Below are 14,626 nucleotides of genomic sequence, written 5' to 3' on the forward strand. Positions count from 1 at the left end.
CGGGACCCCAGGACCTGGTCGAAATCCGATGCATCCGGTTCGCCATCGAGCGAGCCCGTCGACGCAGGTGGTGCACGTATCGACGAGCGGGCCGACGCATCCCGGTGCACGTACCAACGAGCCGGCCGACGCATCCCGGTGCACGTACCAACGAGCCGGCCGACGCAATCCCGTACACGTACGAACAACCCGGCGGACGCATCTCGGTTCGCGTACGAACGAGCCGGTCGCCTGGCAGACTCGTGGACATCGACGTACGTGGAGGCAGCATCTGATGAGCGATCCCGAGGGCGTTCCTCTCGCCGACTACATTCGCGTACTCCGCGATGAGTTGGAGACGGCGCAGCAGGAAGGGACGGGCCGCGGGGTCAAGTTCGGAGTCGGCGCTGTGGAGCTCGAGTTCGAGGTCACGATGACGCGGGAGGCAAGCGGCCGCGGGGGCCTCAAACTGTGGGTGGTCGAGGCGGGCACCGACGGCAAGCGCAGCGGCGGCCGGACACAGCGTGTGCGGATGACGCTGACACCCACCGACGACGCCGGCCGGCCGCTGTCGGTCGGCGACCGGCTACCCGAACTCCCGCGCTGAGGCCGGTGGTGAGGGACCCTCTCACCGGGCGGTGCGCCGAGGTCCTGGTCGAGCAGGACGGCGGCACCGGGTACGGCTCAGGGCTGCGGCTGGCCACGTCCTTGGTGGTGACGGCCCGCCATGTGGTCGAGGGCGGCGGCCCGGTCGGCGTGCGGCTGTCCGGTGGCGCCCCCGGCGAGATCGTCGTCACCGGGCGCACGGTGTGGCGGGGTGCCCGGCTGGACGTCGCGCTCGTCGAACTCCCCGCGGACGACCGCCTCGACGAGATCGCTCCGATGGCCATCGGAGTGGTACCGGACGAAGCTGACGGACGGCTACCGTTCACCGCGATCGGTTTTCCGCGCCATCAGAGCTGGACGGACACGGACAGCGCGACGTGGCGCGACAGCGACCAGATCGACGGGGTGATCCCGCTCGGGTCCAGTGTGAAGCGGGGCCGCCTGCTGCTGCACCGGTCGGATGGCCGCCGCCTGGAAGCGCGCGACTGGAGCGGTTTCTCGGGCGCGGGCGTCGTCTGTGAAGGGGCGGCTGTCGGCGTCGTCGTGGAGTCGGCGCACTCGGGCGGGCTGGAGGCCGTGCGCCTGGCTGCTGTGATCGGTGCGTACGAGCCGCGGGCGGAAGGCGAGCGCGAGCCCGAGCCGAGTGGCGCCGCCGCCCGTGCTCTGCTGGCCTCGCACGGCGTCGTGCCGGAAGCTCTGCACGGGCCGGAGCGGCGTCGCCCGGCCTACGAGGCGATGGTGCACCAGTACGCAGCCCGATGCGCCGAACTGACCGGCCGCGCCCAGGAGCTCGCCGACCTTCTGGCGTTCGCCACGGGCCCGGACCCCTACCTGATGCTCGTCGCCGGTCCTTGGGCCGGAAAGACCTCGCTGGTGACCCACTTCGCCACGAGGCCGCATCCCGGTTTGGACGTGGTGTCGTTCGTCATCTCCCGGCGCGACGGACAGATGCGCGTCCAGCAGTTCCATCGCGCCATGTGTGACCAACTCGCCACCCTGCTCGGCGAGTTCCCGCCCGCCGAACCGGACGCGGCCGCCTTCCTCAGCCTCTGGGACCGGGCGACGCGGATCACCGGCCGTTCCCTGCTGCTGCTCGTCGACGGCCTGGACGAGAACGACCACCGCGAGCTCGCTGAGCCCAGTATCGCCGCGCAGCTACCGACCTCGCTCGGTCCGACGGCCCACGTCCTGGTGACGAGCCGGCATTCCGAGGTGCCACTCGACGTGGACGGCAGCCACCCGCTGCGCACCTGCCGCCGTGAGGTGCTGACGCCGTTCCCCGCGGCGACGAGCCTGCTCCTTCGCGCTCGCCAGGAGCTGGATCACGTCCTCGCCGAGCCTGTGCCGCGCACCGTACTGACCACGATGACGGTCGCCGGCGGCGCGTTGAGCAGCAGAGACATCGCCCAGCTTGTCCACGAATCCCCGCTGGGTGTGCGCAGGACCCTGGAACGGGAGCTCTCCAGGGTCGTGGAGCCGCGTCCCGGTACGCCGACCCGGTACACCCTCGCCCACGACACCCTGGCCGTCGCCGTCCAGGAGGACCTGGAACGCGAGGAGTTCACCGATGCCCGCGCCGCCCTCGACGACTGGGCACTCGGTTTCGCGGCGGCCGGCTGGCCCGATGACTCCCCGGACTACCTGACCGATGCGTACCCGACCCTCCTGCTCACTGAAGGCGCCGGCCGGACGCTGGCAGCCATGTCCTCCGCCGGGCGCCGCGCTCTGCTGCGCCGCCGGACCGACGGCGAGCTGGCCGCCCTGTCCGAACTGTCGCACGCGGCAAGGCTCCTCGAGGCGGACCCCGACTGCGACCTCACTCTGCTGACGCGGGTGTCGCTGCTCCGCAAGCGCATCGAGGACGACAACTTCACCATGCCTGCCACGTATCCACTGTTGCTGGTACGCCTCGGCCGAACCGAGGAGGGCATTCAGTTCGCCCGTACGGCGCAGAACGTCTACGTGCGAGCCGACGCCCTGCTGGCGATCGGCGAGCACCTGCTGGACAGCCGGCGGACCGAGGCGCGGAACCTGATCCACGAAGCCATGGCCGTACCGGGGAGGTTGTCCCTGGAGCGGATGCTGCACACGGTGCGCGCGGCCCTCGCGTTGTCGCGGCACGGAGAACCAGGCGCCGCCGATCTGGCTCGGCAAGCGCTCACCGAGAGCGGCGACGAGCGTGGCTGGTCCCTCACCGACGCCGCCACCTCACTGGCCGAGATCGATCCCGCGCTGACACGGCTCCTGATCGGGGAGGCCATCGAACACGCCGATGCCGAGGACCGCCCCGACTTCGTCGGCCTCCTCGCGCCGGCGTTCGCCGCGCTCGGCGACCTCGACCGCCTCCTCCGGCACCTCGCCGAACTGGACCGGGACAGCAGAAAGCAAGCCCTCCTCACGGCTTGCGGCGTGCACTCCGCCAATGGAGGTCGTCGCAACGTGCCCGAGGTCCTCCTCACGGCTTTGAACCATGAGTTCGCCTTCTCCGAGGTCGTGGAATCGGCCGTCTACCAGGACAAGGACCGGACCCGCCACCTGCTGGCCCTGCCCGCCGCGGCCTCTCCCGATCTCGATCTTGTCGAGCTCGCCTACGCCGCCCTCGCCGCCCACGGCCTCGATCCTCGACAGCCCGGAGCGACCGACGAACTGCTCACCGACCCTCCGCTGCCCGGAGCGACCGACGAACTGCTCGGCGACGCCTCGAAGTCCGCGCGCGCCAACGGCCACCTTTCGCTGGCACTCTCACTGGCCCGGGACATCGCGACCCCCTCCACCCGTGCGGATCACCTCGCGGAGATCTCGCTGGCGCTGCTCGACTCCGACACGCGCCAGGACGCCGCTCCCGTGGTGCGCGAGGTGGAAGCTGCCCTCGACGAGACCAGGAACACTCCGCCACCCACCGTCCTGGCGGCCGTCGCCGAGGCCGCTTTCGCCGCCGGACGGACGGACCTGGCCACGCCGGCCCTGGAACTGGCCGTGCACACGGTGCTGCACGACAGCGACGACAGCGCCGCAACGGAAGCGCAAGCGGTGGCAAGCGCAGCCGCCGGGCTCGGTCACCTCGACCACGCCTTGCGGATCGCGGCTGGGTTCGGGGCGGATCAGCTCGGCCGTGTCGACATCCTGCTGAGCTCCGCCAGGGCTGTCGTCGCGCGCGGCGATCACCGCGCCGCAGATCTCGTTCTGTTCACCGCGCAGGTGGCGGAGGCCATCGAGGAGTCGACGGACGCGGGCGTCGCAGGGTGGCGCACCCGTGTCATGCGCGAACTCGCCTCCGTCCACCTCGACGCCGGACATACCGACGTTGCCCTCGATCTGGCACGCCGGCTCTCCGGGACCGACCTCCCCGGCGGCACACTCGAGCTGCGCGCGCACCTGCTGTCGGGCGACATCCCCTCGGCGATCTCCCTGATCCATGAAACGGCACTGACCACGTCTGCGAGTGCGGCGCAGGACCTTGCCCGCCGGCAGGAACTGGCAGCCTCGATGATCGTCGAAATGTGCGACGCCGGGCACGAGCGTCTGTGCCGCGACGTCACGGCTCAACTCGCCGAAGCCGCGGCCCTGGAGGCGCCCCGGAACAACGGCGTCTGGGCCCTTCCCTGGCTCACGGTGGCCTGCCAGGCCACCGGCCTCACCGAGGATTTCACCCGCCTCCTGGCCACGCTGGAGCAGGCCGCTCTGGTCACGGGCGCTCACTACGGGACCCAGACGGTGCCTCCCGAAGCAGTCGTCCGCCTTGGCCTCTGGGATCGCTACCACGCGGAAGCCCGTCGGCTGGGCGAAGTACTGGCCGAGGTCGTCCTCACCGACATGGTCAAAACCATGCTCGACGCAGGCCACCTGACCGAGGCTCTCCCCCTCATCGACGACCTCCATGAGGACGCCGCCTACTGCCTGGCCCTCGCCGCGGCCACCACCTCCCCGCCACTGGTCGAACTCGTCAAGCGCTCCCTGTCCCACGGCTTCGCCGCGGACGTGATCGCCCCACTTACCGCTCTGGAACCGGCGTGCCTGCAGGAGATCGCGGCCCAGCTCGGGGTGATCCAGCCGCCTGACGGACTGTTGACGCTTCCAGACCTCAGGCTTCGTTGACGTAGCAGAACGACCGCGGGGCGTTGGACTCCTGTCGCGCTCTGGGGCGCCCGCGGGAGACAGAAGCCTCAGGCGTTCTGGATGCGGCGCGCCTCGGTCACGAGTTCTGCGGGCAGGCCGGGGCCGGCACACGCGTGGTCGATCAGCAGGCCGCGGTAGGAGTCGTTCGGCAGATGTGCCGCCAGCTCGATGAGTGCGCGCATTTCGGTGGGCGAGCCGGTGAGGCGGGTCCGGTAGGCGGCGTCGGCCGCGCGGAAGGTGAGTTCGGTCGGGGGCGCGTACCGCCTTCCCCGGTCCATCAGCTGGACCGCCGCTGCGAAGTCGCCCTGCTCGGCGTGCACGTCGGCGAGGTCGAGATGGAGCGACCAGTTGGCGGGCTCCAGAGCAAGAGCGCGCTCGAACGCCGCGACAGTCTGTTCGGGGTCGCCCAGCTTGCGCCACGTTCCCGCGCGTACAACCTCCGTCAGCATGATCCGCTCGACGGAGTCCGCCTGGTCGCAGAGGGCGAAGGACGCGTCGGTGCGGCCGCATGCCCGCAGCAGGATGGCCATCTTGGCCAACGCGTCCGGAACCGGCCGGCGGGCGGAGACCGCGTCGATGGCGTCGAACCAGGGCCGGAACCGTTCGCGCATGCCGTCGGTGTCCAATTCATGGCCGTAGTCCATCGTCCGCATCGCGGCCTCGGCGAGCGCGTCGGCGCTCACCACACCGACGAATCGTTCCTCGCTGAACCAAGGGGCGTTCGCCCAGGCGATGTCGGGGCGCGCACCGGTGACGGATCCCATCGCCAGCGCCGCGTCGTCCATGTTGTTCTCAAGGAACCTGATGTACGCCAGCGCCAATACCGCTCTCAGGGAGTCGGCCCCCTCAACGACCTCGGCCAGTTCCGAAGGCCGGTCCTGCCACCACTCGGCGAGAACCGCATACGGCTCGGGGTCCTCGGGCGCGGAGGCGATGGCACCTGCCAAGTACTGCACGGCCGCCGCCGGGCTGCCCCCGCAGTGCGCCATGACCCGCGCGAGACCTACTCCAGCTGCCACTGCCCGATTCGACATTGTCCGAGCGTACCGCCGATCCGGACGCCTGTTCGGCCGTCCGCTATTGCACGGCGAAGGTGTTCCGTGATCCATCAGGTCGGGTGATCCAGCAAGTGGCATGAACCCACTCGGCGTTCTCCAGGTCCTCCGGAAGGATGCCGAGACCGTACCTCGCCGTCTCCGCGCCGGGCTGACGGCATCTCAGGTCGGCACGGCCACACGTCGGGCTCGAACCACACTGTGCGCCATGTCACGCATGGGAAAAGTTACCCGCGTTGCCCAGGTCACAGCGCAAATGTCCCATTAGCGCCCATGCTCGAACCGGACACAGAAGTCCGAAGTGGAGCGCATAGGCACCGACTTGGTTGCCCCGGGCTGAAGTGATTCAAGACACAGCGTTCGTGATGTTCTTCCTCGTTCCCTGACGAAAGGCGCTAATCATGCCTGCATACCTGTGCCCGCCTGCCGTGATACACGGCGAGCACACCGTGAAGACCAGCGAGATCGTGGCGGACGTACGCGGCCGGCACCCGAACGCGGCCTGGGCGCCGCGGATTGACGGGATCGCGGCCAGTACGGGCATCGAGTCCCGCGGCTGGATGCTGCCGCTGGAGACCGCCGTCGCGCCCGGCAGCGGGAACGGCGTGCCGGCCGCCGGCGTCGGGGCGACCCGGGAGGCAATGGCCGGTGACGGGTTCACCGAGCAGGACGTGGATCGCGTGATCGCGGCCCTTGAGTCGATACCCGCGCCGCAGACCGTCCAGGAACGCACCGCTCCGGCCTGGGCGGCGGTGCAGTCCTACGGTGAGCGCGCGGCGCGCGGGGCCCTGCAGAGCGCCGGGCTGGACGCCTCGGACGTCGACTGCGTGATCACCAGCCACTCCACCACCCCGGCGCTTCCGGGGCTGGACGTCGCCCTGGCCAACAAGCTCTCGCTGCGCAGCGACGTGATGCTGCTGCCGGCCACGCAGTGGGCCTGCATCGCCGGGACCCGCTCCCTGGCGCTGGCGGCGGATCTCGTGGCCGCGGAACCCGACCGGGTGGTCCTGGTCGTGATCGCGGAGGCGCTGAGCACCACCTACCAGCCCGCGGACGACACGCTGGAGTCCTTGATCGTCCGGCTGCTGTTCGCGGACACCGCGGTCGCCACGGTGGTCACGGGCCGCCCGAGGTCCGAGTCCATGCTGCGGCTGGACGCCGCCTGGAACCACACGCTGCCCGGCACCCAGGACCTCCACCGGCTGGAGACCCAGGCGGACGGCACCCACTTCGTGATGGACCGGCGCGGTCCGCGCGCCGTGCAGGAGACGGTCACCGCGATGTGGGAGTGGCTGCACGCCCGCTACCAGGACGACCCCGACGCCTGGCACCCCGACGTCCTGCTCGCGCACCCCGGCGGCACGCGTGTGCTGGAGTACATGGAGCAGACGATGCCCGAGGCCTGGCCCTCAGGGCTGCTGGACTACAGCCGGGACAGCTACACCACCGGCAACCGCGGCGGCGCCGCCGTGTTCGACATCATGCGCCGGGCGCACGACGCGGGGCAGGAACCGGGCAGCCGCGCCGTCCTGTACGCGGCTGCACCGGGCCTCACGGCCACCGCACTGCAAGGAGAGTGGCTGTAGCCACCCGTACCGGCGGTGGCCGCCGTTCCGCCGGTGGCATCACCTGACGAGTGCATGCCTCCCCCACGTGCGGGTCACCTGCCGACCGACGCCCAGACCACCTTGCCGGTGTCCGTCCACCGCACCCCCCACCGGGTCGTGAGTCCGTGCACCACGTGCAGGCCACGACCACCGTCCCCGAGGAGACCGCCGCGGCCCAGCCGCGGCCTGCCATTACCGGTGTCGCCCACTTCGCACAGCAGACCGTCACCGGTCCTGATCAGCCGTACCGTGATGGGGCCTGCCGCGAACCGGATCGCGTTGGCCACCAGCTCGCTGACCACCAGCAGCACGCTGTCGCGGGTGTCGTCCCGGGCGTCCCACCGCACCAGCAGCTCGGAGACGAGCGCGCGGGCCCTGGCCGCCGCGTCGGCGCGGGCGGGCAGACGCCACGTCGCGGTGTCCTCCTTGCGGTAGCCGATCATGCGCGCGAGCAGCAGGGTCATGTCGTCCCGCTGGCGAGCGGGGGCCAGAGCGGAGACTACGCGTCGCGCCGCCTGGTCGAGGTCGTCCCAGGGGTGCACCTTGGACACGGCGTCCGCCAGCCTGCCGATGCCCTCGTCGATCGACAGGGCGGGGTCCTCCACCAGGCCGTCGGTGTAGAGGGCGAGCAGCGAGCCGGGCGGCGCTGCGAACGCGTACACGTCGAACGGCTCCCGCAACGCGAACTCGGCGCCCAGCCCGGGGTGCGGGCGGGCCGCGACCGGGCCGCCGAGCCCGTCCGGGGGGACCAGGATCGGCGGGAGGTGGCCGGCGCTGGACAGCGTCACGCGGTGGCTGACCGGGTCGTACACGGCGATGCAGCAGGTCGACCCGAGGGCGCTGTATCCGGCCGCCAGCCCTGACTCCGCGTCGTCCAGCAGCGTCACCGTCTCGTCCAGGTGCTCCAGCACCTCGTCGGGCGCCAGCCCCGCGGACAGCAGCGCGCGGGCCTCCATGCTCAGCTGCCCCATGGTCGCCGCGGCCCCCAGCCCGTGCCCGACGACATCACCGACCACCAGCGCGGTACGGCCGTCCGGCAGCGGAAAGCTGTTCACCCAGTCACCGCCGACGCCCGCGCTGTCGGGGGTGGCCGGCTGGTAGATGCTGGCGGTCTCGATGGTGTCGCCGCCCGACCGGGGCAGCAGCCGGCGCTGCAACGCCAGCACCTGCGTGTGCTCGCGCTGGTGCTGCCGGGCCAGGTCCACGTGATGGGAGGTCCTGGCCACCAGTTCCTGCAGGTCGAGCAGCTCGCTGTCGTCGAAGGGACGGCCCGAGCGACGCCAGACCTCCGCCACTCCCAGAACCACGGGCGGCGCGCCGTCCAGGACCAGCGGGATGTACGCCACGCCCGCCGCCCGGTCACCGGGCACCAGGGCACGCACCAGCCGCGTACTGCCGAGTACCCGCTCGATCGCCGCCCGGTCGGACAGGACGATGGCCTGCGCGGCGTTGTCACGCCGAATCGCCTGTGACAGCAGACGACTCGCATCGGTGGGAAGATCGTCGCCCGGCGTCACATAGCCGTCCGGCCACGCCCGGTCCGGCACCAGAGCCGCTCGCCGCAGCCGGATCCGCCGCTGCGGCTGCTCGGTGACCACCTCGCCCGTCCACACGGCGAGGTCGAGGTCGATGGCGGCCACGTCTCCCCAGGCCAGCAGGGACTCCGCCAGCGACTGTGCGGTCTCGCCGATGTCCAACGAGGTGCCGATCGCGGTCTCGGCCGCGTACAGATGCAGCCTCCTGGCCATCGCGATCAGCGTGACGGTCAGCCCCTCCTGAGGGGCGGCGGCGGGCAGGATGCTCATCGAGACCACCAGCTCGGACCCGTCACCGCGCCGCAGGCGCTGGACCCGGGCGACGTGCGGCTCACCGGTCTCGAGGACCTGCCGCAACCTCCGGGTCACCGTCGGTACGTCCCAGGGCGGCAGCAGATCGACGAAAGGGCTGCCGGTCACGACCTCCACCCCCGCGAAAACCGGGGCGTCCAGGTTGCTGCGGGTGATCCTCAGTTCGCGGTCCAGATTGACCGCGCCCAGGATCTGCTCCTGACGGCCCGGCGCCGAGCCGGAGTGTGCGGAATTGCGGGATCCGTTGTCTCCCTGCACCTCGCCGGAACGGGCTGCCTTCGCCCCCGCACCGCGCGGGATGTACTGCCCCAGCGCGCCGCTGACCATGTCGAACGGCGACCGAGAGGGACGGGAGGGGGTGGAGTTCATGCGGCTCTCTCAGCTCGCTCGCCGACCTCGGCACAGCGCCGGGGCCGTACCGGAACCCCGGCGACAGGGTCCCGAGATTCCTGACCGCACACTTCATTCAATAACACCCGGCGCTGCTTCGCCTACGCCAGCTGAGCGCACGGCGCGACCCATCAGTGACGGCTGGCTACGTACGGTGACGGGTCGCAGGCGGGGGATCCGGAGCGACGCGGAGTGATTCCGTGACGAACATGGGCCGCTCCGCCCGTCGGAAGCGGCGAGCGCTCACCGGCGCCCGGCCCCCTGTCAGGCGCGATTCTCCGCAGGCGGCCGGGCCGGGAGTCCCACGGTGTCGTCCGGACGAGAGCCGCCGCCGCGTGGAAGCATGGACGCACGTCCGGTCGAGCCGGACCTGTGCAGCGAGGGAGTGAGCGCATGGGTCGTTCTCGCACCTCAGTCGGCGGCCCGACATGACCGAGCACCATCGCTCGCTGCTCCCCTCCGACCTCGTGGGCACCCCGAAGGACGGGGCCACGCCCGACGTCGAGGCTCCCGCGCCGCACGACGTGCGGCGAGCGGCCGACGTCCTGCGGCTGCTGGTGTCGCTGACCGCGCTCACTCTGACGGTCCTGCTCGCGGTCGCCGCCCGTGACTTCGCCCGCAAAGCCCAGCAGGGCCTGCTCTCCGCGGCCACCGCGCTGTCACCGGGGCTGCGTGACGGCCTCGTCGGCACGGTGCAGGTGATCGCCGTGCTGGCGCCGGTCACCGCCCTCGTCGTGCTCATCGTGAAGCGGCGTATGGACGCGGTGCTGCGGGTGCTGCCCGCCGCGGCACTGGGCGCCGGGATCGCCTGGGCGCTCACCCGGCTCGCGCTGGCCGACAGCCGCCCCGAGCAGTGGCCGGAAGTCCTGGTGGGTCGCGGCGGGCTGGTGGACGCGGGATGGCCGTCGGCGGTGTACCTGGCGGGCTGCGCCTCGGCGGTCGTCGCCGCGGGGCCCTGGCTGACCCGCCCGTGGCGGCTGGCCCTGTGGTCCCTGATCCTGGGTTGTGCGGCACTGGGCGCGCTGGCCGCCTCGCTCGTCGCGCTGGACGCGTTCGGCGCCCTCGCCGTGGGCGGTACCGCGGGCTCGGCCGTGCTGCTGATGGCCGGCGGCCCGTCCGACCGCCCTCCGCCCCAGGCCGTCGCGGACGCCCTCGTCGCCTGCGGCATCCCGCTCGCCGCCCTGCGCCAACTCACGCCCGAGCGGCAGCTCCCGGGCGAGGGCATCCTCTACGGCGCCGAGACCACCGAGGGCGCGGGGCTCACCGTGCGCGTCCTCGCCGCCGAGGACCGTAACCGCGACCTCTTCCACCGGCTCTCCCGGCGCCTGCTGCTGCGGCACCCCGCAGGTCCGGGCGAGCAGACGCCGCTCGGCGCGGCCGAGCACGAACTGCTCATGCTGGTGTTCGCCGGCCGCACCGGCGCCCGGGTCGCCGAACCCGTCATCGCCTATCCCGTGACCGGTTCGGGCGCGCTGCTGGTGACCGTCGGGCAGGACACCCGGCCGCTGGCGGGGCTCCGCGACGAGGAGTGGACCGACGCGCTCCTCGGCGCGGTGTGGACGTCGGTGGCACGCCTGCAGGAACATCGGCTGGCGCACCGGGCGTTGCGCCCCGAGCACATCATGGTCGACCCGGACGGCAAACCACGGTTGACCGCGTTCGCGCGGGCGCAGCTCAATGCGCCGCCCGAAGCCCTCGGGGCCGATCTGGCCGAACTCCTCGCCACGATCGCCGTACGACTCGGCCCGAGCCGCGCCGCGGCCTGCGCGCTGGCCGGTCTCGGCCCGAAGACTCTGGCGACGGCACTGCCGTATCTGCAACCGCTCGCCCTGGTCGGCCCCTCGAGGGGCGAGGTGGCCCGCTACGACCGGGGCCGCGCCCATGAGGCCGCGAAGAGCGGCCGGCGGCGCATCCTGCGTCCGGGCGGCCGACCGAACCTGATGCACGACCTCGCCGAGGAGGTGCGTACGGCGTGCGACGCGCCGGCGGCCAAGCCGGCCCAGCTCGCGCGATTCACCTGGAAGAGCGTCTTCGGGCTGGTGGGCGCGTTCCTGGTGCTCCACCTCGTGCTGCCGCAACTCGCCAACGCCCCCGCCGCGCTCGATGCCCTGCGCGACGCCGACTGGCGGTGGCTGCTCGCGGTCGTGCCCGTCACGTTCATCTCGCAGGGGTTCTCGACCTGTCTGCAGTTGGGCAGCGTCCCCGGGCGGCTGCCTTTCCGGCCCACGTATCAGGTGCAGTTCGCGAGCAGTTTCCTGAACCGGATCACCCCCGGCAACGTCGGAGGCATGGCACTGAACCTGCGCTATCTGCAGAAGACCGGGATCGAGACCGGCGCGGCCACCGCCTCCATCGGGGTGCAGAGCCTGGCCGGGGCGGTCTCCAACACCGTGATGGCCGCCGTGTTCTTCACTGCTGCCGGGCACCACGGCGGGGTGCATCTGGATGTGCCAGCCGGCAAGTACGTCCTGCCGGTGATCGCCCTCGTCCTGGCCGCCGGGGGGCTGCTCGCCCTCACCCCGCCGGGGCGCCGTTTCCTGCGCGAGAAGGTCTGGCCGTTCTTGCGCGCGGCCGGCTCCACGCTGACGAGCATCGCCACCAACCCCACCAAGCTCGCCCTGGGAGTCGTCGGCGCGCTCGGACTGCCGTTCATCCAGATCGTCGGCCTCGCGCTGAGCCTTCATGCGCTCGGCGGCGACCTCCCCTTCGTGCAGGTGGGCGCCGCCTACATGGCGGCCCGTCTGCTCGCCAACGCGGCCCCTGTTCCCGGCGGCCTCGGAGCCTTCGAGGCCGCCCTCATCGCCGCCCTGACGGCCCTCGGTGTCCCGGCCGGCCCGGCCACGTCCGCGGTCCTGGTCTACCGGCTGCTCACCTTCTGGCTGAACGTTCCACTGGGCGGCATCGCGCTGGGATTCGTACAGCGACGCGGGTACGTGTGAGACGTGCCGATGAAGTCCTGGGAGCGCGGTCACGGGCGGTGATCAGCCGCGTCCCGGGCCGGGACGACACGGCATGGCATGGCATGGCACCGACCGCGGCAACGGCCTGCCGGTCCGCGAGCGGACCGATGAGTTTCCCGGCGAGGTCGGGTCAGCACCAGGACGGCGCGTATCGCCCAACGCAAGGCCGGAGGAGATCCATGTCAGACGGGGAGCGACCGGCGCGGAATCTGCCGGAGGACTCACTGCACGAGGCCGAGCCGGTGACGACGATGCCGTCCCTGCAGCGGGAGGTCCAAGGTGTCCTCGACGAGCTCGTCGGCACCGGAGCGGAGACCGGCTTGCAGGTCGCCGTCCACCATCACGGTGTTCTTGTCGTCGACGCCGTCGCAGGAGTGGCCGACGGCCGGACGGGGCGCAGGGTGAGCCCGGAGACCCCGTTCTTCAGCTTCTCCGCAGGCAAGGCCGTGACGTCGCTGATCGCTCATCTGCTCGTCAGGAACGGTGCGGTCGCGTACGACACACCGGTGGTCGATCTCTGGCCGGAGTTCGGGACCCACGGCAAGGAGTCCGCGACCCTGCGCCACGTGCTGACCCACTCGGTCGGCGTGCCGGCGATGCCTCGTGACATCGGGCCCGCCGACCTGCCCGACCGGGCGCGGGTCTGCACAGCGATCGCCGCCGCCGAACCGCGGTGGCGACCCGGGACCGAGACGGGGTACCACTCGTTCACGTACGGCTTCCTCGTCGGCGAGATCGCACGCCGGGCCACAGGCAAGCCGATGCGGCAGCTCTTGCGCGAGTGGATCACCGAGCCTCTCGGCATCGAGGGTGACCTGTACTTCGGCGTGCCCCGTACCGACCTGGCCCGGCTGGCACGACTCGAAGACGCGGCACCCCGACCGGTCGCCCCACCCGACGGCGACGCCATCCTCGCGCCCTGGGAAATGCAGCCGACCGCCGCCCTGGGAAACAGTCCCGAGATCCTGCGGGCGGACATCCCCTCGGTGGGCACCTTCACCGCGCGGGCCGTCGCATCGATGAATGCCGCCGTGCTCGACGGTCGGCTGATCGATGCACACCAGCTCGAGGAGCTGACGGCAGTGGCCTTCGAGGGCACCGACCAAGTCTTCGGCAACCCTGCGCGCCTGGCTCTCGGCTATCCACTCGGCCGCCTCGGCTCCGACCCGGACGAGTCAGCCACCACGTTCGGCTGGGTCGGTGGCGGCGGTAGCTACGTCTACGCCGACCTCGCCACCGGCACGTCGTTCGCCATGACCAAGACCCGCCTGACCCCCCACTTCGATACAGCTCAACGGCTCGCGGACCTGACCACAGCCGCGATCGCCCGAGGTGCCTGAACATCGCCTACGGACATGCCCCTGCCCCGCAGCCAGAGCATGACAGTGCGGGGCAGGGAGTGAGAGCGCACCCAGTGGTCAGCCGAGGTCGAAGTCAGACCCACCTTCACCGAAACCGGACGCGTCCTGACCGAACCCGGACGCTTCCTCGCCGGTACCGGTCGCACCCTGGCCGGAGCCGAAGGCGCCCTCGTCGAACGTGGGCGCGGCCGGGGCGCTGTTGGAGAATCCAGCTCCGCCATTCGCCATCTCGTCATCGTCGGCGAGGGCCTGGCCCGCGCCCCCAAACAGAACGGTCCCGGCGAGCGCGACGGCGGCCAGCATGGATGGTGCACGCATGAGCGTCTCCTTCGGTCGTTGTGAGTTCGCCTCAGGTATGCCGCCGGCCCTCGGGTGAGAAGCGCCGATGCGCTGACAAGCACCCGAATAGGGGTGCAGATGGCGCCACCGGCAGCAGGCCCTCTGGTCCGATTGACAGCAGTTCCCGCAGCTGACCGCGGACCTCCTGGAGCGCTGCGTGCGGATGCTGACGCCACGTCAGGCAATGGGCAGCGCCGGTGCACACGAGCCGTGCCTGTGAACCGGCGCTGCCCAAGGCGCCGTGGGGTGAATGGGGTCGAACAGCGGGCACCGGCCCCGCAAGCCGTCGTAGCTGCCGCAACTCACCGCCCGTTCCCGCCACATACACGCCCCGTCGGCCGCTGGTCGTGCCGGCCGCCGTGTCAC

At 71.4% G+C, this 14,626-nt stretch carries 8 protein-coding genes; 5 read left to right on the plus strand and 3 right to left on the minus strand.

The genetic code is table 11. From position 1 onward, the window contains the following. The first annotated feature begins 274 nt into the window (after positions 1-274). Together ACGFW6_RS07280 and ACGFW6_RS07285 are read left to right on the plus strand one after the other, a co-directional pair. Positions 275-586, plus strand: a complete 312-nt coding sequence (locus ACGFW6_RS07280; RefSeq protein ID WP_393505591.1) for a trypco2 family protein — start codon at positions 275-277, stop codon at positions 584-586. 5 nt (positions 587-591) lie between these two features. Then, entirely contained in the window at positions 592-4,680 is a 4,089-nt protein-coding gene (locus tag ACGFW6_RS07285) for a trypsin-like peptidase domain-containing protein (RefSeq protein WP_393505593.1), read from the plus strand. Between the two features lie 68 nt (positions 4,681-4,748). Here the strand turns inward: ACGFW6_RS07285 and ACGFW6_RS07290 are convergent, their stop codons facing one another. After that, the gene (locus ACGFW6_RS07290) at positions 4,749-5,735 is read right to left on the minus strand and encodes a tetratricopeptide repeat protein (protein WP_393505595.1); all 987 of its coding nucleotides are present in this window, start codon (positions 5,733-5,735) and stop codon (positions 4,749-4,751) included. Positions 5,736-6,157: 422 nt separating this feature from the next. Here ACGFW6_RS07290 and ACGFW6_RS07295 point away from each other — a divergent pair, with 422 nt between their 5' ends. Then, the gene (locus ACGFW6_RS07295) at positions 6,158-7,342 is read left to right on the plus strand and encodes a type III polyketide synthase (protein ID WP_393505597.1); all 1,185 of its coding nucleotides are present in this window, start codon (positions 6,158-6,160) and stop codon (positions 7,340-7,342) included. 74 nt (positions 7,343-7,416) lie between these two features. Here the strand turns inward: ACGFW6_RS07295 and ACGFW6_RS07300 are convergent, their stop codons facing one another. Beyond that, positions 7,417-9,579: a SpoIIE family protein phosphatase gene (locus tag ACGFW6_RS07300; protein WP_393505599.1), complete on the minus strand. Its 2,163-nt coding sequence runs from the start codon at positions 9,577-9,579 to the stop codon at positions 7,417-7,419. Positions 9,580-10,028: 449 nt separating this feature from the next. On the opposite strand from ACGFW6_RS07300, the gene ACGFW6_RS07305 reads away from it, so the two are divergent. Together ACGFW6_RS07305 and ACGFW6_RS07310 are read left to right on the plus strand one after the other, a co-directional pair. Further along, positions 10,029-12,539, plus strand: a complete 2,511-nt coding sequence (locus ACGFW6_RS07305) for a flippase-like domain-containing protein (protein WP_393505601.1) — start codon at positions 10,029-10,031, stop codon at positions 12,537-12,539. 272 nt (positions 12,540-12,811) lie between these two features. After that, on the plus strand, positions 12,812-13,900 hold the full coding sequence (locus ACGFW6_RS07310; protein WP_393506948.1) for a serine hydrolase domain-containing protein: 1,089 nt from the start codon (positions 12,812-12,814) through the stop codon (positions 13,898-13,900). 78 nt (positions 13,901-13,978) lie between these two features. Here the strand turns inward: ACGFW6_RS07310 and ACGFW6_RS07315 are convergent, their stop codons facing one another. Continuing rightward, on the minus strand, positions 13,979-14,239 hold the full coding sequence (locus tag ACGFW6_RS07315) for a hypothetical protein (protein WP_393505603.1): 261 nt from the start codon (positions 14,237-14,239) through the stop codon (positions 13,979-13,981). Positions 14,240-14,626 lie beyond the last annotated feature (387 nt).

Origin of the sequence: Streptomyces sp. Y7 (assembly GCF_043195415.1) — a bacterium.
Taxonomy (GTDB): domain Bacteria; phylum Actinomycetota; class Actinomycetes; order Streptomycetales; family Streptomycetaceae; genus Streptomyces.